General features: G+C 29.0%; 23 protein-coding genes, 1 tRNA gene and 1 pseudogene. 16 read left to right on the forward strand and 9 right to left on the reverse strand.

Annotated features, from left to right (window positions below; translation table 11 throughout):
- Nucleotides 1–20: 20 nt before the first annotated feature.
- The 6 genes from PHEL85_RS14195 (at nt 21) to groL (ending at nt 5,024) form a co-directional block, all read left to right on the forward strand.
- Entirely contained in the window at nt 21–1,244 is a 1,224-nt protein-coding gene (locus PHEL85_RS14195; RefSeq protein WP_036826678.1) for a sigma-54 interaction domain-containing protein, read from the forward strand.
- 3 nt (nt 1,245–1,247) lie between these two features.
- A complete protein-coding gene (locus tag PHEL85_RS14200) occupies nt 1,248–1,754 on the forward strand; it encodes an LptE family protein (protein WP_036826680.1) in 507 nt (168 codons plus the stop codon).
- Nucleotides 1,748–2,539: a hypothetical protein gene (locus PHEL85_RS14205; protein WP_036826684.1), complete on the forward strand. Its 792-nt coding sequence runs from the start codon at nt 1,748–1,750 to the stop codon at nt 2,537–2,539. Before PHEL85_RS14200 ends, PHEL85_RS14205 begins: the two co-directional genes overlap by 7 nt.
- The gene (gene secG, locus PHEL85_RS14210) at nt 2,536–2,868 is read left to right on the forward strand and encodes a preprotein translocase subunit SecG (RefSeq protein WP_036826687.1); all 333 of its coding nucleotides are present in this window, start codon (nt 2,536–2,538) and stop codon (nt 2,866–2,868) included. Before PHEL85_RS14205 ends, secG begins: the two co-directional genes overlap by 4 nt.
- Before the next feature lie 173 nt (nt 2,869–3,041).
- Nucleotides 3,042–3,317: a co-chaperone GroES gene (gene groES, locus PHEL85_RS14215; protein WP_036826691.1), complete on the forward strand. Its 276-nt coding sequence runs from the start codon at nt 3,042–3,044 to the stop codon at nt 3,315–3,317.
- Nucleotides 3,318–3,392: 75 nt separating this feature from the next.
- A complete protein-coding gene (gene groL / locus PHEL85_RS14220) occupies nt 3,393–5,024 on the forward strand; it encodes a chaperonin GroEL (protein WP_036826693.1) in 1,632 nt (543 codons plus the stop codon).
- A 154-nt stretch (nt 5,025–5,178) separates the two neighbouring features.
- Here groL and PHEL85_RS14225 read toward each other — a convergent pair whose 3' ends face one another.
- Nucleotides 5,179–7,557 carry a TonB-dependent receptor gene (locus PHEL85_RS14225; protein WP_156109250.1) on the reverse strand — a complete coding sequence of 793 codons (2,379 nt, stop codon included), beginning with the start codon at nt 7,555–7,557 and terminating at the stop codon, nt 5,179–5,181.
- Nucleotides 7,558–8,156: 599 nt separating this feature from the next.
- Here PHEL85_RS14225 and PHEL85_RS14230 point away from each other — a divergent pair.
- Both PHEL85_RS14230 and PHEL85_RS17800 read left to right on the forward strand, forming a co-directional pair.
- The gene (locus tag PHEL85_RS14230; RefSeq protein ID WP_036825498.1) at nt 8,157–8,615 is read left to right on the forward strand and encodes a helix-turn-helix domain-containing protein; all 459 of its coding nucleotides are present in this window, start codon (nt 8,157–8,159) and stop codon (nt 8,613–8,615) included.
- Nucleotides 8,573–9,409: pseudogene (locus PHEL85_RS17800) on the forward strand (IS3 family transposase); the annotation flags it as partial. The gene PHEL85_RS14230 and the pseudogene PHEL85_RS17800, both read left to right, overlap by 43 nt.
- A gap of 211 nt (nt 9,410–9,620) precedes the next feature.
- On the opposite strand, the gene PHEL85_RS14240 reads toward PHEL85_RS17800, so the two are convergent.
- The 5 genes from PHEL85_RS14240 to xrtF form a co-directional block, all read right to left on the reverse strand.
- On the reverse strand, nt 9,621–10,028 hold the full coding sequence (locus PHEL85_RS14240) for a heavy-metal-associated domain-containing protein (protein ID WP_036826698.1): 408 nt from the start codon (nt 10,026–10,028) through the stop codon (nt 9,621–9,623).
- A 42-nt stretch (nt 10,029–10,070) separates the two neighbouring features.
- A complete protein-coding gene (locus PHEL85_RS14245; RefSeq protein WP_036826700.1) occupies nt 10,071–12,314 on the reverse strand; it encodes a TonB-dependent receptor domain-containing protein in 2,244 nt (747 codons plus the stop codon).
- Nucleotides 12,315–12,388: 74 nt separating this feature from the next.
- Nucleotides 12,389–12,790 (reverse strand): HYC_CC_PP family protein, encoded by a 402-nt coding sequence (locus tag PHEL85_RS14250; RefSeq protein ID WP_036826701.1) that lies wholly within the window; start codon nt 12,788–12,790, stop codon nt 12,389–12,391.
- Between the two features lie 44 nt (nt 12,791–12,834).
- A complete protein-coding gene (locus tag PHEL85_RS14255) occupies nt 12,835–13,266 on the reverse strand; it encodes an exosortase F system-associated membrane protein (RefSeq protein WP_036826704.1) in 432 nt (143 codons plus the stop codon).
- Nucleotides 13,263–13,799, reverse strand: a complete 537-nt coding sequence (xrtF, locus tag PHEL85_RS14260; protein WP_036826707.1) for an exosortase family protein XrtF — start codon at nt 13,797–13,799, stop codon at nt 13,263–13,265. The genes PHEL85_RS14255 and xrtF overlap by 4 nt, the downstream gene beginning before the upstream one ends.
- A gap of 50 nt (nt 13,800–13,849) precedes the next feature.
- Here xrtF and PHEL85_RS14265 point away from each other — a divergent pair, with 50 nt between their 5' ends.
- The 8 genes from PHEL85_RS14265 (at nt 13,850) to rodA (ending at nt 21,886) form a co-directional block, all read left to right on the forward strand.
- Complete coding sequence (locus PHEL85_RS14265; RefSeq protein ID WP_036826710.1) at nt 13,850–14,305, forward strand: GAF domain-containing protein; 456 nt, start codon at nt 13,850–13,852, stop codon at nt 14,303–14,305.
- A gap of 235 nt (nt 14,306–14,540) precedes the next feature.
- Nucleotides 14,541–14,669: a hypothetical protein gene (locus PHEL85_RS18220; RefSeq protein WP_262501565.1), complete on the forward strand. Its 129-nt coding sequence runs from the start codon at nt 14,541–14,543 to the stop codon at nt 14,667–14,669.
- A 90-nt stretch (nt 14,670–14,759) separates the two neighbouring features.
- On the forward strand, nt 14,760–16,286 hold the full coding sequence (gene purH / locus PHEL85_RS14270) for a bifunctional phosphoribosylaminoimidazolecarboxamide formyltransferase/IMP cyclohydrolase (protein ID WP_036826712.1): 1,527 nt from the start codon (nt 14,760–14,762) through the stop codon (nt 16,284–16,286).
- 78 nt (nt 16,287–16,364) lie between these two features.
- Nucleotides 16,365–17,393, forward strand: coding sequence for a rod shape-determining protein (locus PHEL85_RS14275; RefSeq protein ID WP_036826716.1), 1,029 nt, complete (start codon nt 16,365–16,367; stop codon nt 17,391–17,393).
- Between the two features lie 19 nt (nt 17,394–17,412).
- On the forward strand, nt 17,413–18,243 hold the full coding sequence (gene mreC, locus PHEL85_RS14280; RefSeq protein WP_036826718.1) for a rod shape-determining protein MreC: 831 nt from the start codon (nt 17,413–17,415) through the stop codon (nt 18,241–18,243).
- Nucleotides 18,236–18,739, forward strand: coding sequence for a rod shape-determining protein MreD (gene mreD, locus PHEL85_RS14285; RefSeq protein WP_036826720.1), 504 nt, complete (start codon nt 18,236–18,238; stop codon nt 18,737–18,739). The genes mreC and mreD overlap by 8 nt, the downstream gene beginning before the upstream one ends.
- Complete coding sequence (gene mrdA, locus PHEL85_RS14290; RefSeq protein ID WP_036826723.1) at nt 18,739–20,625, forward strand: penicillin-binding protein 2; 1,887 nt, start codon at nt 18,739–18,741, stop codon at nt 20,623–20,625. The genes mreD and mrdA overlap by 1 nt, the downstream gene beginning before the upstream one ends.
- The gene (gene rodA, locus PHEL85_RS14295; RefSeq protein WP_036826725.1) at nt 20,606–21,886 is read left to right on the forward strand and encodes a rod shape-determining protein RodA; all 1,281 of its coding nucleotides are present in this window, start codon (nt 20,606–20,608) and stop codon (nt 21,884–21,886) included. Before mrdA ends, rodA begins: the two co-directional genes overlap by 20 nt.
- 302 nt (nt 21,887–22,188) lie before the next feature.
- Here the strand turns inward: rodA and rpsT are convergent, their stop codons facing one another.
- From rpsT to proS, 3 genes are all read right to left on the reverse strand, one after another.
- Nucleotides 22,189–22,440, reverse strand: a complete 252-nt coding sequence (gene rpsT, locus PHEL85_RS14300; protein WP_036826727.1) for a 30S ribosomal protein S20 — start codon at nt 22,438–22,440, stop codon at nt 22,189–22,191.
- Nucleotides 22,441–22,476: 36 nt separating this feature from the next.
- Nucleotides 22,477–22,548 (reverse strand) — tRNA-Glu (locus PHEL85_RS14305).
- A gap of 96 nt (nt 22,549–22,644) precedes the next feature.
- A complete protein-coding gene (proS, locus tag PHEL85_RS14310; RefSeq protein WP_036826730.1) occupies nt 22,645–24,123 on the reverse strand; it encodes a proline--tRNA ligase in 1,479 nt (492 codons plus the stop codon).
- Nucleotides 24,124–24,261 lie beyond the last annotated feature (138 nt).

The following is a 24,261-nucleotide window of genomic DNA, read 5'->3' on the forward strand; positions in this document are numbered from 1 at the left end:
TAACTTTGCAACTGAAAAAAATGGAAAACTTACAAGCATTAAAACAACGTTTTGGAATTATCGGAAACGATATTCATTTAAACAGAGCTTTAGAAAAAGCAGTAAGAGTTGCTCCTACAGATATTTCTGTTTTAGTTACTGGAGAAAGTGGGGTTGGTAAAGAAAGTATTCCTAAAATTATACATTCTTTATCTCACAGAAAACACGCAAAATATATTGCTGTAAACTGTGGTGCAATTCCAGAAGGAACTATAGATAGTGAATTATTTGGGCACGAAAAAGGTTCTTTTACAGGTGCAACACAAGACAGAAAAGGATACTTTGAGGTTGCAGATGGAGGAACCATCTTCTTAGATGAAGTTGGCGAATTACCTTTAACTACTCAAGTGCGTTTGTTACGTGTTTTAGAAAATGGAGAGTTCATAAAAGTTGGTTCTTCAAAAACACAAAAAACCGATGTTAGAATTGTAGCTGCAACCAACGTAAATATGCAAGCTGCAATTCAAAAAGAAAAATTTAGAGAAGATTTATATTATAGATTAAGTACTGTAGAAATTAACTTACCAGCATTAAGAGAACGCAAAGAAGACATACATTTATTGTTTAGAAAATTTGCTTCAGATTTTGCTCAAAAATACAGAATGCCCTCTATTCGTTTAGATGAAAATGCTGTAAGTCTTTTAATGAATTACCGTTTTCCAGGAAACATTCGTCAGTTAAAAAATTTAGCAGAACAAATTTCAGTTATTGAAGAAGATAGAATTGTTTCTGCTACAAAATTACAACAATATTTACCGAACAACAATGGTAATTTACCTGCTGTAATTGGTGGTAAAAAGGAAAATGATTTTTCTACAGAACGTGATATTATGTATAAAATATTATTTGATATGCGTAATGACATCAACGATTTAAAGAAGTTGACACTAGATTTAATGAAGAAAGGAAATATTGAAGAAGTTCAGGAAGAACATAATCAATTAATTGAAAAAATTTACGGAGACAAAGAGGTTCAAGACAATAATGTAGAAGTCTTAAATATTCCTCAAAATTCATCAGCAGAAAAAGATTATGATTTTATTGAGACTATTGAGGAGGATGAATCTTTATCTTTACAAGACAAAGAAATTGAAATGATTAAAAAGTCTTTAGAAAAAAACAGTAATAAACGTAAATTAGCCGCTAAAGAACTCGGAATTTCAGAAAGAACTTTATACAGAAAAATTAAACAATACGATTTGTAATTTATGAAGAAAATTCAATTCATTATCTTATTTTCAATAACTACATTAGTTCTTGTTTCTTGTGGAGCTTATTCTTTTACAGGAGGAAGTACTGGAGATGCAAAAACATTACAAGTAGATTTTTTTCCAAATCAGGCACCATTAGTTGAGCCAACTTTAAGTCAACGTTTTACAAATGATTTGTTAGATCTATTCACAAGACAAACTAATTTAACCTCAGTAAAATCTAACGGAGACTTATATTTTAGTGGAGAAATAACTGGATACAGAGTTACACCAATGAGTGCAACTTCAAACCAAACTGCTGCACAAAATAGACTTACAATTACTGTAAATGTTCGTTTTGTAAATAAGTTAATAGAAAAAGATGATTTTGAAAAACAGTTTTCATTTTACTCTGATTTTGCTGCGGATGCTCAACTTACTGGAGGTGTTTTAGAAGCTGCTTTAGATGAAATTATGGAGAGAATTACACAAGACATATTTAATGCTTCTGTAGCAAAATGGTAGTTTCAAAATTTATAGACATATTAGAAAAGAAACAAAATATTCAGCAATTAGAAACTGCTGAGTTAAAATCTATCGTTGAAGAATTTCCTTATTTTCAAGCAGCTAGATCTTTATATTTAAAAGGATTAAAAAATCAAGATAGCTTTAAATACAATAATGAATTAAAAATAACTGCTTCTTACACAACAGACAGAACCGTTTTATTCAATTATATAACTACAAACGATTTCAATTACCAGAAAGAAGATATCCATCAACAGATCTCTGAAAAAATTTCTGAAGAGAAATTAATTGAAAAACCTATTAAAGCTATTGAAATTCCTTCAGAAAAAACAATGGATGTAGTAGAAAAAGTTATTGAAACTAAAATTATCCAAGAAGTTAAAGAAGAATTAGAGATAGGAAAACCTATTTCATTTTCATCTTCAGAAAGTCATTCTTTTGGTGAGTGGTTGCAGCTATCAACCAGAAAACCTATTGTTAGAAAAGAAGAAAAAACAGTTAAGAATCCTTTAAAAAAGGAAGCTTTGATCGATAAGTTTATCGAAAATAATCCTAAAATTAAACCTTTAGCAAAAGATAAAATAATTGCTGTGCCTGTTGCAAAAAATCAACAAGACTCTTCTTTAATGACCGAAACTTTGGCAAAGGTTTATTTAGAGCAGAAAAAGTATGAAAACGCTATACAAGCTTATCGAATTTTAAGTTTGAAATATCCAGAAAAAAGTGGTTTCTTTGCAGACCAAATTAAAAGAATACAAATTTTACAAAAAAATAAATCATGAGTTACACAGCATTTTTAATTCTAATTTTGATTGTAGCCATTGCATTAATCTTAATAGTGATGGTACAAAATCCTAAAGGTGGAGGATTATCTTCTTCTTTTGGAGGTGGAGGAGCACAATCTTTAGGTGGTGTGCAAAACACTAACAATTTTTTAGACAGAACAACTTGGACTTTAGCTATTGCTATGTTTGCTTTAATTTTATTAGCAAATTTTGCAATTCCAAGAAGTGGAGACGACAACTTTCAGTTAAAAAATACTTTAGAGGGTGTTGAAACTACAGCTCCAGTTGAAAATACAATTCCTACAACTAACGATAGTTTAAAATAATTATCCGTTAGAAACAACTTAAAATGCCAACGTAAATGACACGTTGGCATTTTTTTTGCTAAACATTTAACAAAAATATTAATCAAAGAAAAATTGTCAGTTTTATTGTAATGGCATAATTTCTGACTATTTACTGAAAGTAAACAATAAATTAATTATCAAAAAATATAAAAATGGGATTAAACATTAAGCCTTTAGCAGACAGAGTTCTTGTAGAACCGGCTCCAGCAGAAACAAAAACAGCATCTGGATTAATTATTCCTGACAATGCAAAAGAAAAGCCTCAAAAAGGAACTGTTGTAGCAGTTGGTAATGGTAAAGTTGATGAACCTTTAACTGTAAAAGTTGGAGACACTGTTTTATATGGTAAATATGGTGGTACAGACTTAAAATTAGATGGCGTAGATTATCTAATGATGCGTGAATCTGATATTCTTGCAATTATTTAAAAGTATTCAATTTTCAGTTACAGGTTAGTAACAGATAAACGAATAAACAATTAAACGAATAAACAATTAAAGAAAATGGCAAAAGATATAAAATTTGATATTGAAGCAAGAGACGGACTAAAACGTGGAGTTGATGCTTTAGCAAATGCAGTAAAAGTAACATTAGGACCAAAAGGAAGAAACGTAATTATTTCTAAATCTTTTGGCGCACCAACAGTTACAAAAGATGGAGTTTCTGTAGCAAAAGAAGTTGAGTTAGAAAATGAGCTAGAAAACATGGGAGCTCAAATGGTAAAAGAAGTTGCTTCTAAAACCAATGATTTAGCTGGTGATGGAACTACAACTGCAACTGTTCTTGCACAAGCAATTGTAAAAGAAGGGTTAAAAAATGTTGCTGCAGGTGCAAATCCTATGGATTTAAAACGTGGAATTGACAAAGCTGTTCTAGCAATTGTTACAGATTTAGAAAAACAAGCTAAAAAAGTTGGTAATTCATCAGAAAAAATAAAGCAAGTTGCTGCAATTTCTGCAAATAATGATAATACAATTGGCGATTTAATTGCCACTGCTTTTACCAAAGTTGGTAAAGAAGGTGTAATTACAGTAGAGGAAGCTAAAGGTATGGAAACATATGTAGATGTTGTTGAAGGTATGCAATTTGACAGAGGTTACTTATCTCCTTATTTTGTTACTGATGCAGATAAAATGATTGCTGATTTAGAAAATCCTTATATTTTATTATTTGATAAAAAGATTTCTAACTTACAAGAAATACTTCCAATATTAGAACCAGTTTCTCAATCTGGAAGACCATTATTAATTATTGCAGAAGATGTAGATGGACAAGCATTAGCTACTTTAGTTGTTAACAAACTAAGAGGTGGATTAAAGATTGCTGCAGTAAAAGCCCCAGGTTTTGGAGATAGAAGAAAAGCAATGTTAGAAGACATAGCAATCTTAACTGGAGGAACTGTAATTTCTGAAGAAAGAGGGTTTTCTTTAGAAAATGCTACTTTAGATTTATTAGGTACTGCAGAAGGTATTACTATTGATAAAGACAACACAACAATTGTAAATGGTTCTGGAAATGCAGATTCTATTAAAGCAAGAGTTGGTCAAATTAAATCTCAAATAGAAACTACAACTTCAGATTACGACAAAGAAAAATTACAAGAACGTTTAGCTAAATTAGCTGGTGGTGTTGCAGTTTTATATGTTGGCGCTGCTTCTGAAGTAGAGATGAAAGAAAAGAAAGATAGAGTTGATGATGCTTTACACGCAACGAGAGCTGCTGTTGAAGAAGGTATTGTTGCTGGTGGTGGTGTTGCTTTAGTACGTGCTAAAAAAGTTTTAGAAAAAATTACTACAGATAACTTAGATGAAACTACAGGTGTACAAATTGTAAACAAAGCAATTGAAGCTCCTTTAAGAACTATTGTTGAAAATGCTGGTGGTGAAGGTTCTGTTGTAATCAATAAAGTTTTAGAAGGTAAAAAAGATTTTGGTTATGATGCAAAATCTGATCAATATGTAGACATGTTAGAAGCTGGAATTATAGATCCTAAAAAAGTTACTAGAGTTGCATTAGAAAATGCTGCTTCTGTTGCTGGAATGATTCTTACAACTGAATGTGCCTTAATTGACATTAAAGAAGATGCTCCTGCAGGAATGCCTCCAATGGGTGGTGGAATGCCAGGAATGATGTAGTGGCAAATATTGACACTAACAATATTTAACTTGCTCAAAAAAAAGTTTTAAGAGCAATTTTACTCACTCTATCTAATTTTTGGGTGGAAAAATTATAAAAATACGCTTCTCAAAATTATTGAGGAGCGTTATTTTATATTTGAATTAAATTAATCTACAATCTATCTTTAGTACTCAACTCTATAATATCATAAAATAAATTGCCATTATCATTCATTCCATTTATGAATAACTTTATAATGTCATGTTTTCCTTTATAAACTTTAAGAGAATTTGTTTTATTTGGCAGGATATTAAAATAAGGAATCCAATCTAAGGTTTCATAAAACTGTTGAGAAATTAAAGAGCTAAATTGAAATGGATAATTTCCAAAAAATGGTTTAGAAGTAGTAAAACCTAAATCTGTTTCACTAGTAAAATAATTATGGTTTGTTTTTAACTTATTTTTTTCATTCCCTTTTTTTAAATCAATAGAAATAACACCTGCTCCACCACGCATACCGTAACCAGCACCACTAGCATTTACAGCTATCGAAGCTATTTGATTTAATCGCATTTGATATAATAAATCTAAGTTTGTAGTAGGGAAACCATCAATTAATAATAAAGGCATACTTGAACCGTAAAACGTACTAACCCCTCTTTTAATCCTAAGGTATACCGAGCCAAATTTTTCTTTTGCATCAATATTTACTTGTCTATCTAAATATTGAACTACAGTTAAAGTTAGGGATTGAACCTCACTAATACGTAATTTTTTAGTAAAACCACTCCCTAATAAACCTGGAGTGTTAGGGTATAATGATTCTGGTACTGTTCCCTCTTTTTTTATTTGTGCTGTAACTATCACTTCATCTAACTTTTGAGCATCTTTATATTCCAAAAAATTATAATCAATATTTGTTTCTACATTCTCTTTTTTAGCTGAAATAAATTCATCCTTTTTATATGAAAGCAAGCTATCTACTTTATAACTTTGATTTTGTTTATAAATATAAAATCCTGACTTGAGCAATAAACCCTTTTCATTCAATAAAGCCAGTTTATAATTACTATTATCTTTTAATATTAAATTTGAAAAAGAAAATTTTTTATCAGGTTTTATTTTTGTTACCTCTAAAATTTCACTTTCATTTGAACTTAGTAACACTTTATAATTTTCTTTAATTTCAGCATTAATAGTACCATTTATTTGCAAACCAGTTTCTGGAGCGAATATTGGTTTTTTATTATTTATATGATGACTTTTAAAAGAACTTAATTGAGTTTGCAACAACATATCTAAATCATTATTAGACATTTTATGCGTTGCAGCTACATTTTTATTAATATATGGAGCTAGTAAAAAAGCATCTAAAATATTGATTGCATTATTATTTAACTTAGTATCTTTTGGTAGTACCGAGATGCTTAAATTAGTATTTTTTAAACTGCTTTTTAAGTAAAAATCAATAGTTAATGAATCTTTTGTAATCTCACCATGTTCAGCTATAATATTTATTTTCGACTTAGTTTCTGAATAAAAATGACGCCCAGAGATTGGTTTATTTTCTTTATTAAATAGGGTTAAAGTATTAAAACCGTTAAACAAATTTTCTTTATTAAAAGCCAACAAGTATTTAGTATCTTTTTTATTTATTTTAAATGGTAAAACATATAACAACTTATTATTACGGTGAATAGTTGCAAAAAACGATTGTTCATTATATGTTTTTAATACATCTTTAGTAAACTCTACTACAAAATTTTGTGTAATATTATTTTCTTGATTGTGTTTTTTATGAATAATAACACCTGAATCTTTAGCTGGATCTAAATCGAAAGTATATGTATTATTTTTATAATTTAATGAAGCTGTATAATTATGCATAGGTTTACTTAGCAAAGAAAATTTAGCCTGACCATTTTTGTTAGTTTTTGCTTTAGCTACTATTTTATTAGTTTTATTATCTAATATAGTTATCGGTTGTTCTGCTATAAAAACTCCATTATTTTCCAAATTTAAATAAACCCAATTTACAGTATTATTAAGCAAGGTGCCACTTTCTGGATAAAAATTGAGATTTAAATTATCGGCATTTTTAGCTACAGAATTTTTAGCTGTGACCACATTTATTTTAGGATTAATAATTTGTATAGGAAGCACATATTTTTCCATAAAATTTTTATTCCAATGGGTATCTAATTGTATATAATATGTTCCTGAACTTAAATTTTTTGCCAACTCAATATCTCCATGAGCCATTCCTTTTTCACAATAAAATAAATTATGAGAGATTAGTTTTTTATTTGCATCATAAAAATTAACATATAAATTTGTTGTAGTGGTTGGTTTATCGCTTAAATCACTTACTATATAAGCTTTCCACCAAATGGTTTCACCAGTTAGATAAGTTGTTTTATTAGTATGTAAAAAAAACTTTTCTTGTTGTAGATCGTGAAAAAAATTGGTCTTATCCAATAAATCCTGACTAGGGTTTTGCGAAAAGACAAAACTCGTGATGAAAAGGAAAATAAAATAAAAATTTTTCATTTAATGATAGTTTGTTTTATTAAAGAAATAAAATATTATATCAAAGCAATACCACATTTTTTCTATTTTCTAAAAAACTAAACTATCGCCTAACGTTTTGTAAGATAGTATTTTTAAACAAAAAAAACAATTCTTTTCTTAAGGTACGTAGTAAAATTATTTTTCCTAAAAAAAGTTTATACTCTATAAACCTAAGCACAAACTACTTTTTTTTAACAATAGCGACATTGTCTTTTTTACCTTTTATTTTCTTAAAACCAATTGACTTTTGCTGTTCTATACATATATCATTTAAAGAACTACCTAAATATATAAATAATTTATTATTGTTTTATTGACAAATAAAAACTAAAAATAAATGAAAAAAATATTTTATACTGCTATTTTTCACACTCTTCAGCACATTTAAACATGATTCTTCACAAGTACGTACTACAATAATCATATTATCATGTTCACTAGATTACTCTATACACTATTTAAATTATTAACAACAAAAAAATCATTCATTCATACTCAACTAAGTTGTCATATTAACCAAACAATGAACTTTCCTGAAATAGGTTGACTAAAAATTAAGCAATTAATTACAGTCACTTATGAAAACAAAAAATGAACACTGGCGAAAAAAAAGCTATCAAAAAGTAACTTTAGAAACCAAACTTTTAGTCGTTGACCAAATTCTTAACGGACAACTATCCAATAACCAAGCTTCAAAAAAATATGATGTTCCTAGAACAACCATTACCTATTGGTTAAGAAAATACAGTACCTTAGTACAACAAAATACAGGTATGAGTAAAAACGATGAAATTAAAAAGCTAAAGGAAAAGATTGAAGAACTTGAGTTTCAAAAAGACTTCCAACAGGACATTATCGCTGATATGGAACTTATTACAGGCGTTGATATGTCAAAAAAGTCATTACCCAAAACATTAGCAAAAGAGATAGAGCTAAAGAAAAAGGCACGTATAAAAGAAAGTGGCTTTATGGATGTTTTGGGGTTAGCAAACAAGCCTTCTACAAAAGACTCAAAGTACAACGAAAACAAGAAGTAGACCATCAAAAACTAATCAAATTAGTTAAGCAATACCGCAAAAAAGTAGGTTCTAAAACTGGTGGAATAAAACTTTATGCTGAGCTTAAAAAAGACTTTATAAACGCTGATATTAAGATAGGTAGAGACAAATTCTATCGATTCCTCAGACTTAATAATCTTTTGATTCCTAAAACTAAAAATTACATCACAACGACAAACTCAAACCACATGTACAAAAAATATAAAAACCTGGTTAAAGACCACGTGCCTACTCGACCTGAACAACTTTGGGTAAGCGATATTACATACATTAAAACCGAGAATGGACATAATTACCTCGCCTTAGTAACAGATGCCTATTCTAAGCAAATTATGGGGTATAAAATAGATAACCATATGAGAACATCGCTTTGCAGTGATGCGCTTGCTATGGCTATTAAAAACAGAAAGTATCACAATCAAAAAATTATTCATCATTCGGATAGAGGTTTTCAATACTGTAACCCTAAATACACAGCATTTGCTGAAGAAAATGGAATTATAATAAGTATGACTGAACAATACGATCCCTATGAAAACGCTGTAGCTGAACGAATTAATAGAACTTTGAAATATGAATATGGTTTAAAACAAAACATTAAAAACACTGAATTAGCACAAAAAATGACAGATCAAGCCGTCTATATTTATAACAATTTGAGAACTCATTTTAGCATAGATCTCAGAAAACCTGCTGAAGTCCATCTAAATCCTAACATCAAATACAAATCCTATCGAAAAAATAATGTAAATTTACCTGAACTTAAGATTTAACAACAGAACTAGTTCAAACTATTTTTTGCCTTCTAAACGGCTAAAAAAAATTGTTTGAACGGTATAAATTAAACTAAAAAAAGGTCAACCTATATCAGTATAATACATAATCTTGAAATACTCATACACAGAGGTGTAATTTATTTACATTCAGTAAATAATAAATTTACCGAAAATACCACATCTAATACAAGCATTTTCATTTTTATTATTATTGTTTTTTCTGTTTTTTCAATCCACCTTCATGATCTAGTACTATTTCTTCATCTCTATATTTACAACAAGGATGTACAGAATTATAAGCTTCTTCTGTTGCTGCTATTTTTTGTGCATCTAAACCAACAACATCATGACCAACTTTTAAAATATTTTTTTGAACTGTTAAAACATCGGTTTTACGTTCATCCATAATGAGATTTAATTGATGAGAACTAACATCCCAAAGGGCAAACTTTACACCTTTAGTTTTTAAAGCAGCTGTTTCTATTCGCTTTTTACACATACCACAAATTCCATCAACTTCAAAAGTTACTTTTGCGTTTTTCTTCTTTTTTATTTCTTGTGATTGAACCGAAAATCCAATTAAGAATAAACTGAATATGAATATTATTTTTTTCATTTTATAAACTTTTTATCATTTTAATTAACCCCACTTTGTGGGTTATTTTATTTTAAATCGTAAACCTGCATACATTGCTCTTCCAAAAATTGGAGAATACAGAATGGTACTATCAAAATTTGAACCAAAAGGAGCATCACTTGCTAAAATAGGATTTTCTTGCTGAACATTTGTTAAATTCTCTGCCCCTATATATACTTCAAACTTGTTAGAAAACACTTTTGTTATTTGTGAGTTTAACATTTGATAAGCATCTGAATATTCTGACAATTGATATTGAACAGGATTAGAAGCTGTTTTTGGCAAACGCTGTTTACCGATACTATTAAAGGTTGCATCAAACTTCCATTGAGAACCATTTTCTTTTGCAACAGTTTCATAAGAAAGGTTTGCAAAAAATCGGTTTTTAGGTTGAATCGGTTTTTGCAAATTTTCACTTTTATAATCTATGGAAATATCGAAATACTTATAAGCTGTTCTTAAATTAAAATTTTCAGCTAGAGTATAACTTAATTCAACCTGAAAACTATTTGCAACACTTTTTCCATCTAAATCATAAAAAGAAATTTCTTGCGGATTTTCCCAATCTACAATTACTTGATTTTGAAAATCTGTTTGATAAAAATCAAACGTAATATCTCCTTTTTTATCAAAAACATTGAATTTCTGCATATAAGAAACTCCATAATTCCATGCAATTTCTGGATTTAATCCGTAGATATTACCACCAACATCTTTAACATTAATCTGTCTTGAACTTGCAAATAATTGTTGATTTTCAGCAAAAATATTTGCACTCCTCTTCCCTCTTCCAAAGGAAGCTCTTACTACACTATTTTCCCAAGGAACATATCTTAAATAAAAACGTGGCGTTACAAAAGTTCCTAATAAATTATGAGTATCAATTCTTAATCCTGCAGTAAAACTAAAATCATCTAAATTATCAAATCCATATTCAAAGAAAGCTCCTAAAGAATTTTCTTTTCTATCATAATTAGTTATGTTCACCAACTCATCAAATTTATCATATGTAAAACTAATTCCGGTTTTAAATTTATTTCTAGTATCACCTATAATTGAATTGAATATCAAATTAGAATAAATGCTTTCATGTTCAATATCATAAACATTCAAACCAAAATAAGAATCTTGTTGATGATTACTATATGCCATTTGAAAGCCAATACTTTGAAAAGGCAATTCTGGAAAAACATATCCTAATTTTGCTGAAGTTTCAAAACGTTTTGTATCAATTTCACTTCCCCAAGCATTGGTTGTTCCTTTATCTAATTCTGGATTAAAATTGATTTCTCCTGTTTGTTTTTCATCATTTAAAAAACGAACATTTATAAAACTAACCCAACCTTTTTTAGCATCTGTATATTGCCAACGATTCATTACGTTTATTTGGTTTGCAAGAGGATTATCTAAAAAATTATCATTGTTTTTATCGAATTTTTCTCCTCTATAATTCCCATGAATGTAAATCCCAGTTTGCCATTTATCTGAAACTCTTTGATTAAAATGGGTGTTTAATTCTAGTCTTCCATTTAAAGAAGAGTAAGCATTTAAAAAGAATTTATTATCAGAAAAAGGTTTTACCAATTCTGCATTTATTTGACCAGAAATACTTTCATACCCGTTAACAACAGATCCTGCTCCTTTTGTAATTTGAATACTTTCTACCCAAGTTCCTGGAGTAAATGTGAGTCCGAAAACTTGTGAAGCTCCTCTTACAGAAGGGATGTTTTCTTGAGAAATTAACAAATACGGACTTGTTAAACCTAACATTTGTATTTGTTTTGTGCCTGTTAAAGCATCAGAAAAACTAACATCTATAGATGGATTTGTTTCAAAACTTTCTGCCAAATTACAGCAGGCTGCTTTTAATAACTCTTCAGAATTAACAGTAAACATATTAGCTGTTGATAAAAAGGATTTATAAGTGGCTTTCTTTTTAGTTTTTACAATTACTTCATTCAGTTCACTTTTTAGTGTTAAAAAATGATGAATTGGTTTTAAACTTGTTATTAAAATGGTATCTGTTTTATATCCTAAATAGCTAACTACTAATTTCTTATATTCAGTTTTATAAGGAATTGTAAACCACCCTTTTTTATTTGTAATTGCACTAACATTTGTATGTAACCAATGTACACTTACATCTTCTACACCCAAATTATCTTTGGGATTGTTTTTGTCCATAATCATTCCCTTAAAAGTTGTTTGAGAGAAAATTATAAACGGAATTAGTAGTAAAAAACTACTTAATATGTATTTTTTCATTGTTTTTGATTTTAATAATTATACATCTTAGCTTCTTTGTAAAAAGAAACTTTCTAGAGACAATAATTATAAAATCAAATTAAAAAAGATTGGTATAAAACCTGATAATCTATAGGAATATCTGGTGGAGAAAAGTCTTTGTAATATGTTTTCTTTGATTCGTTTTCAACAAATAAATCATTAAAGGAAATATGAAAAGCAACTAGAAATTGTTGTTTCGATATATCAAAATCATCAATAGAAACTTGTTGTAACTCATCTTGACCTTCAATGTGATGAATCTCATCTTTACAACAATTTTTCTTTTTTGCTGATTTTATTTCCATTTCCATTCCACAATTATCAGCATCACCTGTAAAAGAAACGTCCATCAAAAACTCACCACAATAATGTTTTTCTACGGTAAAAGAAAACGTAGAAAATAACACCAGAAGTGCTAAAGAAAAGGATGCTATTTTAGAAATAATATGTTTCATTGCTTGTGCAAATTTACAATAAGAAAATCTAACTTTTTGTTAAATTATCTATTACTCAACTTTTGATAATAAAATGCTGGTAGCAAAATCAGTAAAAATATTGGATGAATTATAAATCTACGTATATAAAATGGTAGTAAATAACCGCTTTCAAAATCATCTCTTATCAGTAAAACAAAGACAACAATAAGTATCATAAATGCTAACATTAAGAAAAAACCAGAAAACTTTAGATAATCTTTTCTTTCAAACAATACCCATATTAAACCCAGTGATATTAAAGAATTTAACGTGTATCTAAACAACAAATTCACAGTTAAGCGCCAAACATCAATATTATAAATATATTTATATAGATAATCATTTTTAAAATACTCTAACAAAGGATCATAAAACAATTTAGACTCAAATGCTCTAACCATAAAAAGCAGTAAAAAAAGTATTAAAACGAGTACTATTTTTATGTATTTGTTCATCTTTTATAATTAGAAAATTTATTAACCCAAACAACCCAAAGTAAAAAAACAGTACCATAAATGATTGCTGGAAACAGTAAATCGTGTAAAATTCCTATTTGATTTGGAAACTTATAAATTAGAACTGTAAGAAAAGCAATTCTTATTACATTAACTACATAAATAAAAATACTTCCAAAAACAGAAAATAAAAACGTTGCTTTTATTGAACCAGAAAAGGCAATAATAAACGAAACAAATAAAATAATTAAGCTTATAGAATTACAACCCTCAATAACTCTTGCAGTATATTTTCCTTCAATTATCAATTTTACTGACATTTCACTTTCATTCTGTACAGCATCTACTCTATAACCAAAAACATCAAGTACTTTTACTGTTTGATTAGCAACAGCAGTTGTAATTGATGAAGTTTTATATACATTATCTTTTTGTTGAGATTTTTGTAAGTAAGTATCATAAATTGTAACTAACAAAAAATAGGTGATAAAAAACTTAATAAGAAAAATGATAATGTTTTTATGTTTTTTCACAATTATTTTTAATTTAATTTTGCAACTTATTTACATCACGAATATACAAAATGAATATAGATATTATACAACAAGAAATTGATACAATTATTTTATCCAATAAATCTAAGGATGAAAAGCTACAAACTATCTGTGATTACTTAGAAAATGAAATATTTTATTATGATTGGGTTGGTTTCTATTTTAAAAACGGTGATAAGGAAGAATTAAAATTAGCACAATATACAGGTGAAGAAACTGACCATGTTATTATTCCTTTTGGTAAAGGTATCTGTGGGCAAGTTGCAGTAAGCAACCAAAACTTTGTTGTACAAGATGTTTCTGAGCAAGATAACTATATTTCTTGTGGTTGGAAAGTGAAATCAGAAATAGTAATACCAATTTTTGTAAATAATGAAAATATTGGTCAAATTGATATAGATTCACATACTGCTAATATTTTTACAGAAAAAGACGAACAACTTTTAGAATACATTTGCAAGAAAGTAGCAAAAATTTTATCGTAAAAGTTGTTTAATTACTTATTTTTCACTACGTTTGTTGAGTATAAAACACATTTTAATCATTCTATTAATCATTAATCCCCTAAGTAATGAGACAAAAAGAAGACACTACCTACGTTACATCCAGTAACAAAAACTCAAATCTCTATAGAAGCAAACCCTCTATTTTAAATCAAATTACAATTTGGTTTAGAGATTTTATCGAAAATGCAGAATAATTTTTTTAATCCCCCTAATTATGAAAAAACAACCAAACAGTATTGTACTGAAAGTACTTCCATTTTTACAGAAAAAACAAGAAAAAAAAGTTTATCGAGATTATGCCACTTTAGTAAGACATTTTAAATCTAGAGTTCAAATGGAATAATTGTTAACTATTTGCTTGTTTTGTTACTATCTTTTATTGTCTCACAAGATTGCTTTTATTAAATTTGCACGCTTAACAAGACAACACTAAATGAGCACTTCAAAAACAATTAAATCCGCATTAATTTCGGTATTTCACAAAGATGGTTTAGAACCACTTGTGAAAAAATTAAATGAGTTAAATGTAACCATCTATTCTACAGGAGGGACAGAAAAGTTTATTAAAGATTTAGGGATAAACGTTGTTCCTGTAGATGAGGTTACTTCTTATCCTTCAATTCTTGGCGGTAGAGTTAAAACACTTCACCCCAAAGTTTTTGGAGGAATTTTAAACAGACAAGACAACGAAAGTGATGTTGCTGAATTAGCAGAGTTTGATATTCCGCAAATAGATTTAGTGATTGTAGATTTATATCCGTTTGAAAAAACAGTTGCTTCTGGAGCACCTGAACAAGATATTGTAGAAAAAATTGACATTGGTGGAATTTCTTTAATTAGAGCGGCTGCTAAAAACTTTAAAGACACATTTATTGTTTCTTCTATGGATCAATATGATCGTTTCTTAAGCCTTATTTCTGAAAATAATGGAGAAACTACTATATCACAAAGAAAGAAATTTGCTGCTAAAGCATTTAATATTTCTTCACATTATGATACAGCAATCTTCAATTATTTTAATGAAGATGAAATAGTTTATAAAGCTAGTGAACAAAAATCTAAAGTTTTACGTTATGGAGAAAATCCTCATCAAAAAGGATATTTCTTTGGAGATTTGGAAGCGATGTTTGACAAACTTCATGGTAAAGAATTAAGTTACAACAACTTATTAGATGTTGATGCTGCTGTTAATTTGATTCAAGAATTTAAAGGAGAATCACCAACTTTTGCTATTTTAAAACACAATAATGCTTGTGGTTTTGCACAAAGAAAAACTATAAAACAAGCTTATATAGATGCATTAGCAGGAGATCCAGTTTCTGCTTTTGGTGGAGTTTTAATTGCAAATACAGAAATAGACAAAGAAACTGCAGAAGAAATTCATTCTTTATTTTGCGAAGTTGTAATTGCTCCTTCTTTTTCAGAAGACGCTTTATCTATTTTAAAAGGTAAGAAAAACAGAATTATCTTAATTCAAAAAGAAGCTAATTTACCAACAACAACTGTAAGAACTTGTTTAAATGGTTCTTTAGTTCAAGATAAAGATAATATTACAGATAGATTAGAAGATTTAACATATGTTACAAACAATAAACCAAGCCAAAGTGAGTTAGATGATTTATTGTTTGCTTCTAAATTGTGTAAAAACACCAAATCTAACACTATAATACTTGTAAAAAACAAGCAATTGTTAGCAGGTGGAACTGGGCAAACAAGTAGAGTTGATGCTTTAAATCAGGCAATAGAAAAAGCCAATTCATTTAATTTTGATTTAAATGGTTGTGTAATGGCAAGTGATGCTTTTTTCCCTTTTCCAGATTGTGTAGAAATTGCAGATAAAGCTGGTATAAAAAGTGTTATACAACCTGGTGGATCTATTAAAGATCAACTAAGTATTGATTACTGTAATGATCATAATTTATCTATGGTTATGACAGGAACAAGACATTTTAAACATTAATAAATAATATGTATTTTACACTTAGATTTTTAGTAAGTTTGTAAGAATACATCAAAAATAATACAATAAAGATATTTTATGGGTTTTTTCGATTTTATGACGGAGGATATTGCGATTGATTTAGGAACCGCAAATACATTAATAATTCACAACGGAAAAGTGGTTATTGATAGTCCATCTATTGTTGCAAGAAACAGAATTTCTGGAGACATCATTGCAATTGGTAAAGAAGCCAATTTAATGCAAGGAAAAACCCATGAAAATATTAAAACTATTCGTCCTTTAAAAGACGGAGTTATAGCTGACTTTGAAGCGTCGGAACAAATGATTAAAGAATTTGTAAAACAAATTCCATCAATTAAAAAGAAGCTATTTCCACCTGCATTAAGAATGGTTATTTGTATTCCTTCTGGAATTACAGAAGTAGAAAAACGAGCGGTTCGTGATTCAGCTAAACACATGAATGCTAAAGAAATTTATTTAATTTATGAACCTATGGCTGCGGCAATTGGTGTTGGGATAGACATTATGGAGCCTAAAGGAAATATGATTATTGATATTGGTGGTGGTACAACTGAGATTGCTGTTATTGCTTTAGGAGGTATTGTTTGTGATCAATCTGTAAAAGTTGCAGGAGATTTATTTACAAATGATATTATGTATTATATGCGTACTCAACACAATTTACATGTTGGAGAAACGACTGCTGAAAAAATTAAAATACAGATTGGAGCTGCTACTGAAGATTTAGAAACTCCACCAGATGAAATGTTGGTTCAAGGAAGAGATTTACTAAGTGGTAAACCTAAACAGGTTCAAGTATCTTATAGAGAAATTGCAAAAGCATTAGATAAATCTATTTTAAGAATTGAAGATGCAGTTATGGAAACACTTTCTAAAACTCCACCAGAATTAGCTGCAGATATTTACAATACAGGAATTTATTTAGCAGGAGGAGGTTCTATGTTAAGAGGTTTAGACAAGCGTCTTTCTAGAAAAACAGATTTACCTGTATATATTGCAGAAGACCCTTTAAGAGCTGTAGTTCGTGGAACAGGAATTGCTTTAAAAGAATTAAAAAAATACAAAAATGTATTAATGAAATAGCAGTTTTTAAGTTCTAACAATGCAGCAGATTATCTATTTTTTTCAGAAGTTTAAATATTTTCTGTTTTTCATATTGTTAGAGTTTATTGCGCTAACATTCACTTTTAATAACCTTAATTTTCATAAAAGTAAATTTGTAAACTCTGCAAATTCAATAACTGGCGGTTTTTATTCAACTCTTTCTAACTCAACTGAATATTTAGATTTAAAATCTGAAAACGAACTTTTATCAGAAGAAAACACGCGTTTAAAAAATATATTAGAAAAAAATATTACTGTAAGTTTTGATATTGATTCGACAGTAATTGATAGTTTAAAGTATCAACAAAAATATACTTTTACAAACGCAAAAATCATTAACAACAACTACTCTAAACCTTTTAATTTTCTGACTATCAATAAAGGTAAAAACCAAAAAGTAGATAAAGAAATGGCTGTAATTAATAGCAAAGGAATTATTGGAATTACAGAAAACTCATCAAGTAATTACACGAGAGTTCAATCCATTTTAAATAAAAATAGTGGAATTAATGCACGTCTTAAAGGAAATACTTCTTATTACGGAACTTTAAAATGGGATAGTAAAGACTATAATACTGTTCAATTACACGACATTCCAAGACAAGCTCCATTAAAAATCGGAGATACTATTGAAACTGGAGGTAAATCTACTATTTTTCCAGAAGGAATTCCTATTGGAAGCATCTCGAAAATAAACCAAGGAAACACTGCAGATAACAAAGTAGATGTGCTACTTTTTAACGATATGAGCAACCTTGGCTTTGTTTATGTTATTAAGAATTTACATAAAGAAGAAATACAATCTTTAGAAAACACTAACAATGAATAAAAGCTTAAATCAAAGTTTATTTTTTTTATTCTTGCTGTTTTTGCAAGTTCTAATCTTAAATAATATTAATTTTTTAGGATATATTAACCCATATCTATACATCTCATTTGTTTTTCTATATCCCTTAAAAGAAAAAAGGTTTTCATTTCTGTTTTTTAGTTTTCTTTTAGGCCTTTTAGTTGATTTTTTCTCAGACTCAGGAGGAATTCATGCTTTTTCAACTTTATTTATTGCTTATTTTAGATTGTTTTTTGTGAAAGTGTTTTTCAGAAAAATACCTGCTGATTATCCTTTTTTTAACATAAAATCAGAATCTTTTGGTAAAGTTTTTAACTATGTGGTAACTTTAACAATAATTCATCATCTTATTTATTTTTCTTTTGCTAATTTTAGTTTTCAAAATTTATCAATGGTTTTTCTAAACACATTATATGCTAGTGTTTTTACATTGATTTTATTTTTTACAGGAAACTATATTTTTACTAAAAACGAATAATGCAAAGAAGTTTTTTACTCTATTTTCTAATTACAATTATTGGAATAATTTTTATTGGAAGACTTTTTCAACTTCAAATAATAAGAGGCTCTAATTATGATCCAATTCATAATTCTGCTGTAAAAATTGAATATGATTACCCAGAAAGAGGATATGTATATGATAGAAACGGAAAACTTTTGGTTGCAAATGAGCTTTCTTATGATGTTATGGTGCAACCTAACCAAGTTAAGCCTTTAGATACTTTAGAATTTTGTAATCTTTTAAAAATCGATAAAGATAGTTTCTTAAAAAGATTTCAAAGAGCAAAAAATTATGCTTCTTACCTTCCTTCACCTTTTTTAAAACAATTAGCAAAAGAAGATTTTGCTTTTTTACAAGAAAAACTGCATAAATACAGTGGTTTTTTTATTCAAAAAAGAATTATTAGACAATATCCAATAAATGCTGCTGCAAATGTTTTAGGGTATATTGGTGAGGTAAATGAAACATTGGCAAAAGAAAACGACTATTATCAAGCTGGTGAATTAATTGGTAAAGATGGTATTGAAAGAGAATATGAAAATTATTTGAGAGGTAGAAAAGGAAAAAAATACTTACAAAGAAATAACCTAAATAAAGTTACAGGATCCTTTTCGAATGGAAAATATGACACATTACCAGAAAACGGTAAAGATCTCTCGTTAACTTTAGACATAGACTTACAAGTATTTGCACAGAAATTAATGTCTGGAAAAAGAGGTGGAATTGTAGCGATAGAACCTTCGTCTGGAGAAATCTTAGCTTTGGTAACTGCACCTTCTTACGACCCTAACATGTTAGTGGGAAGAAAACGCTCTAAAAACTCTACCATACTATTTAATGACACTATAAGCAAACCATCATACGATAGAGGTTTATTAGCTGCCTATGCTCCAGGTTCACCTTTTAAAATGATGAATGCTTTAATAGGTCTTCAAGAAAACGTTATTAATGAGCAGACATCTTTTAAATGTTACCATGGATATAAATATGGAAAAAGGACAAACGAATTTATGGGTTGTCATTGTGGAATTATTGGAAGACCTATTAAGTTAAAAACTGCTATTGCTAAATCTTGTAACAGTTATTTTGCTAATACCTATAAGAGAATTGTAGAAAAAAACAACAAACCTTCCGAAGGTTTAGATAATTGGCATAAACACATTTCAAGTTTTGGCTTAGGAAATTATTTAGGGTATGATTTACCTGCAGGAAGTCCAGGTTTTATACCAAAAGGAGCAACATACGATGATATTTACAAATATTCTTGGAATGGTTCTACGACAATATCTAACGCAATTGGTCAAGGAGAAGTTTTAACAACACCAATTCAATTGGCCAATTTTACTGCAGCTATTGCTAATAAAGGGTATTTTTATACACCACATATCTTAAAACAAGTTGACAAAAAACCTATTGATAATCCTAAATTCACAATTGCTAAACAAACCACTATTGACGAAAAGCATTTTTCTCCTGTAATTGAAGCCATGCATGAAGTTTTTAAAACAGGTACAGGAAAATGGAGTCAAGTAAAAGGTATAGAAATCTGTGGAAAAACAGGAACTGCTGAAAATTTTGCAAAAATTGATGGGCAAAAAATTCAGTTACCAGATCATTCAATTCTTGTTGCATTTGCTCCTAAAGAAAACCCTAAAATTGCCTTGGCTATTTTTGTTGAAAATGGCGGTTATGGGTCAACAATTGCTGCTCCAATTACAAGTTTACTTATTGAAAAATATTTGACAGGAGAAATATCTAAAGCAAATAAATACAGAGAACAGAGCATGTTAAACTTAAGTTTACAGGACATTTATGACAAATTAAATCAAAAACCAAAAGAAATTGCGTCAGGAACGAAATAACATTTTTGCACAAATCGATTGGATTTTAGTTTTTCTATTCATTACTCTTGTTGGTTTTGGTTGGATGAATATTTATGCGGCTTCTAAAACGGAAGAGAATAATCAAATATTAGACTTTTCAACTAAATACGGAAAACAAATTATCTGGATTGCTTTAAGTGTTCCGTTAATAATTATTATCCTTTTTTTTAATTCAAAATTTTACGAGCGATTTTCCAGTATTTTTTATGTTATTTCATTAATTGCTTTGGTCTTGTTATTTCCTCTTGGAAAAGAAATAAACGGCGCTAAATCTTGGTTTAACTTTGGCGCTATGAGTTTGCAGCCCTCTGAATTTGTTAAAGCTTTTACAGCTTTAGCTGTTGCTAAACTTTTAAGTGACAGACAATACAATTTAAAGCTAATAAAAAATCAAATAAAAGCTTTTATCATTGTTTTTACTCCTGCTCTTTTAATAACATTACAGCCCGATGCAGGTTCTGCATTAATTTATCTTTCGTTCTTTTTTGTTTTAAACAGAGAAGGCTTAACACTAAATTATATAATTTTTGGGTCCTTACTAATCATTCTTTTTATTTTAACAATTTTCTTTGGATACATTCCCATCCTACTATCTTTATTAATTCTGATTACTATTGGAGTTTTTTACGCCATTTACAAAGGCGGAAAAAGGTTTATTCGTTTTAATTGGTACAAAGTATTAACTATTTATTTAGTTTCAACACTTTTTATGTTTGTAACAAATTTTACCTACAATAAAGTTTTTAAACAACATCATAGAGATCGTTTTGAAGTTCTATTAGGACTTAAAACTGACAAAAAAAACATAGGTTATAATTCCCACCAATCCGAATTAACAATTAGTTCTGGTAGTTGGACAGGTAAAGGTTTTTTAAAAGGTGACATTACTAAAGGAGATTTTGTACCAGAACAACACACAGATTACATTTTTAGTACTGTTGGTGAAGAATGGGGCTTTCTAGGAAGTAGTTTTGTAATTATTCTTTTTATGTTGATGCTATATCGCATTATCTACCTCGCAGAAACTCACAACAACAAATTTGGACGAATATATGGTTATGGAGTAGCTTCTATTCTCTTTTTTCATATTATTGTTAATATAGGAATGGTTATTGGCTTATTACCTACTGTTGGAATTCCTCTTCCCTTTTTTAGCTATGGAGGCTCTTCTCTTTGGGGTTTCACAGTCTTGTTATTTATCTTTATAAGATTAGATGCTCATAAAAACTACGATTGGTAAGTTCTAACTACAAATCAACTAATAGCTTTATTCGTATTTTGATAATGTCTTTTAAATACAAGTTGATTCTTCAAAAATTAGTTAATTCAAAATAACCTTATAATATTCTTTAAAATTAGAAGTACAATTTTAGCCAATACAACTATTTTATTTTTCTAACATTGAAAAACAGTACCAAAAAGATATATCAACACTTTATATTATAAATTCAGAAAAAAGAAAATTAAAACTTTACTTTTAAAAATAAAAAAAACTCTGAATTTTCATTCAGAGCTTTTAAATTTTATGATAATATAAAAATCTTACATTGCAGCAACGTGCTTTGTTAATTTAGATTTTAAATTAGCAGCTTTGTTTTTGTGGATAATGTTATTCTTAGCTAACTTATCTAACATAGAAATAACTTTACCTAATTTCCCTTCTGCATCTTTCTTATCTTCTGCAGAACGTAAATCTCTTACAGCATTACGAGTAGTTTTATGCTGATATTTGTTACGTAACCTTTTAGCTTCGTTACTTCTAATTCTCTTTAATGCTGACTTATGATTTGCCATAATTCTTAATTTATTAGTTTTTTATATTAAAACTTGTAGTCCGTACGGGAATCGAACCCGTGTTACATGGATGAAAACCATGCGTCCTAACCCCTAGACGAACGGACCATAACAATTAAATATGTCTCAATTGCGGGTGCAAATATACAACGTTTTTTAAATTCTGCAAGAATTTTGTAAAAAAAATCACTTTTTTTTTCAAAATTAATAAGCCTTTGCAAAAAGCACTCTTTTTGTTGAAGGTTTACCCGTTAAAACACAGACTCCTACCTCCTCTTTTGCATCATTTGGAATACATCTAATAGTTGCCTTTGTATATTCTTTAATTCTATCTTCAGTCTCTTCTGTACCATCCCAATGAGCTGAAACAAAACCGCCTTTATTCTTTATTACTTTTTTAAATTCTTTAAAATCATCTACAACAGTAGTATGCTCTTTCCTAAAACCAATTGCTCGATTAAATAAATTATCCTGAATTTCTTCTAAAAGATTCTCTATAAATAAAACTGCATCATCTTGTGCAACAGTTTGTTTCTCTAAAGTATCTCTTCTTGCAATTTCTAAAGTTCCGTTTTCTAAATCTCTGTTTCCAATAGCAACTCTAACCGGAACTCCTTTTAATTCATATTCTGCAAACTTTGCTCCGGGTCTAAAAGTATCTCTAGTATCAAACTTTACTGAAATTCCTTTTTTGCGCAATTGTTTTACAAATAAGTTCATTTTCTCTGAAATAGCTTCCAATTGTACTTCACCTTTATAAACAGGTACAATAACCACTTGAATAGGCGCTAACTTTGGAGGAAGCACTAAGCCAAAATCATCAGAATGCGTCATAATTAAACCACCAATTAAACGAGTAGAAACTCCCCAAGAAGTTGCCCAAACATATTCTTTTTTTCCTTCTTTAGAAGTAAACTTTACATCAAAAGCTTTTGCAAAATTTTGACCTAAGAAATGGCTTGTTCCTGCCTGTAATGCTTTACCATCTTGCATTAAAGCTTCTATAGTATATGTATCTTCTGCACCTGCAAATCTTTCGCTATCAGATTTTACTCCTTTTACAACGGGCATTGCCATAAAGTTTTCTGCGAACTCAGCATAAACATCTTGCATTTGTCTAGATTCTGCTACTGCTTCTGCTTTTGTAGCATGTGCTGTATGCCCTTCTTGCCATAAAAACTCTGCTGTTCTTAAAAATAAACGTGTGCGCATTTCCCAACGCACAACATTTGCCCATTGATTAATTAATAATGGTAAATCTCTATAAGATTGAATCCATCCTTTATAAGTATTCCAAATAATTGCTTCAGAAGTTGGTCTTACAACTAGCTCTTCTTCTAATTTAGCTTCAGGATCTACTCTTAATTTTCCTGGATTATCAGGATCATTTTGTAAACGATAATGTGTAACAACTGCACATTCTTTTGCAAAACCTTCTGCATTTTTTTCTTCTGCTTCAAACAAGCTTTTAGGTACAAATAACGGAAAATAAGCATTCTCATGTCCTGTTTCTTTAAACATTCTATCTAGCTCTGCTTGCATCTTTTCCCAGATTGCAAAACCATATGGTTTTATTACCATACAACCTCTCACTGCAGAGTTTTCAGCTAAATCTGCTTTTACTACTAATTCATTATACCATTTTGAATAATCGTCGGCTCTTTTTGTTAAATGTTTGCTCATAGTTAAAAGTTTGGCACAAATATTGTTACCTTTAAAGTGAAAGTTTTGTTAAAAAATTAGTATCTATTTTACAAAAACGATACAAAATTACTATAATTTAAAGAGTTTTTAGCAAGATTTAATTAATAAAATAAGTAT

The sequence above is a fragment of the Polaribacter sp. Hel1_85 genome (assembly GCF_000766795.1).
Classification (GTDB): domain Bacteria; phylum Bacteroidota; class Bacteroidia; order Flavobacteriales; family Flavobacteriaceae; genus Polaribacter.

Excerpts from the sequence above, each read along its gene's own strand:
- mreC (WP_036826718.1), top strand. The coding sequence starts at position 17,413 with ATGCAGCAGATTATCTATTTTTTTCAGAAGTTTAAATATTTTCTGTTT.
- rpsT (WP_036826727.1), bottom strand. The coding sequence starts at position 22,440 with ATGGCAAATCATAAGTCAGCATTAAAGAGAATTAGAAGTAACGAAGCT.
- PHEL85_RS14200 (WP_036826680.1), top strand. The coding sequence starts at position 1,248 with ATGAAGAAAATTCAATTCATTATCTTATTTTCAATAACTACATTAGTT.
- groES (WP_036826691.1), top strand. The coding sequence starts at position 3,042 with ATGGGATTAAACATTAAGCCTTTAGCAGACAGAGTTCTTGTAGAACCG.
- PHEL85_RS14255 (WP_036826704.1), bottom strand. The coding sequence starts at position 13,266 with ATGAACAAATACATAAAAATAGTACTCGTTTTAATACTTTTTTTACTG.
- PHEL85_RS18220 (WP_262501565.1), top strand. The coding sequence starts at position 14,541 with ATGAAAAAACAACCAAACAGTATTGTACTGAAAGTACTTCCATTTTTA.
- PHEL85_RS14195 (WP_036826678.1), top strand. The coding sequence starts at position 21 with ATGGAAAACTTACAAGCATTAAAACAACGTTTTGGAATTATCGGAAAC.
- proS (WP_036826730.1), bottom strand. The coding sequence starts at position 24,123 with ATGAGCAAACATTTAACAAAAAGAGCCGACGATTATTCAAAATGGTAT.
- PHEL85_RS14205 (WP_036826684.1), top strand. The coding sequence starts at position 1,748 with ATGGTAGTTTCAAAATTTATAGACATATTAGAAAAGAAACAAAATATT.
- mrdA (WP_036826723.1), top strand. The coding sequence starts at position 18,739 with ATGCAAAGAAGTTTTTTACTCTATTTTCTAATTACAATTATTGGAATA.
- PHEL85_RS14265 (WP_036826710.1), top strand. The coding sequence starts at position 13,850 with ATGAATATAGATATTATACAACAAGAAATTGATACAATTATTTTATCC.
- PHEL85_RS14275 (WP_036826716.1), top strand. The coding sequence starts at position 16,365 with ATGGGTTTTTTCGATTTTATGACGGAGGATATTGCGATTGATTTAGGA.
- purH (WP_036826712.1), top strand. The coding sequence starts at position 14,760 with ATGAGCACTTCAAAAACAATTAAATCCGCATTAATTTCGGTATTTCAC.
- PHEL85_RS14245 (WP_036826700.1), bottom strand. The coding sequence starts at position 12,314 with ATGAAAAAATACATATTAAGTAGTTTTTTACTACTAATTCCGTTTATA.
- secG (WP_036826687.1), top strand. The coding sequence starts at position 2,536 with ATGAGTTACACAGCATTTTTAATTCTAATTTTGATTGTAGCCATTGCA.
- PHEL85_RS14240 (WP_036826698.1), bottom strand. The coding sequence starts at position 10,028 with ATGAAAAAAATAATATTCATATTCAGTTTATTCTTAATTGGATTTTCG.
- mreD (WP_036826720.1), top strand. The coding sequence starts at position 18,236 with ATGAATAAAAGCTTAAATCAAAGTTTATTTTTTTTATTCTTGCTGTTT.
- PHEL85_RS14250 (WP_036826701.1), bottom strand. The coding sequence starts at position 12,790 with ATGAAACATATTATTTCTAAAATAGCATCCTTTTCTTTAGCACTTCTG.
- PHEL85_RS14225 (WP_156109250.1), bottom strand. The coding sequence starts at position 7,557 with ATGAAAAATTTTTATTTTATTTTCCTTTTCATCACGAGTTTTGTCTTT.
- PHEL85_RS14230 (WP_036825498.1), top strand. The coding sequence starts at position 8,157 with ATGAAAACAAAAAATGAACACTGGCGAAAAAAAAGCTATCAAAAAGTA.
- groL (WP_036826693.1), top strand. The coding sequence starts at position 3,393 with ATGGCAAAAGATATAAAATTTGATATTGAAGCAAGAGACGGACTAAAA.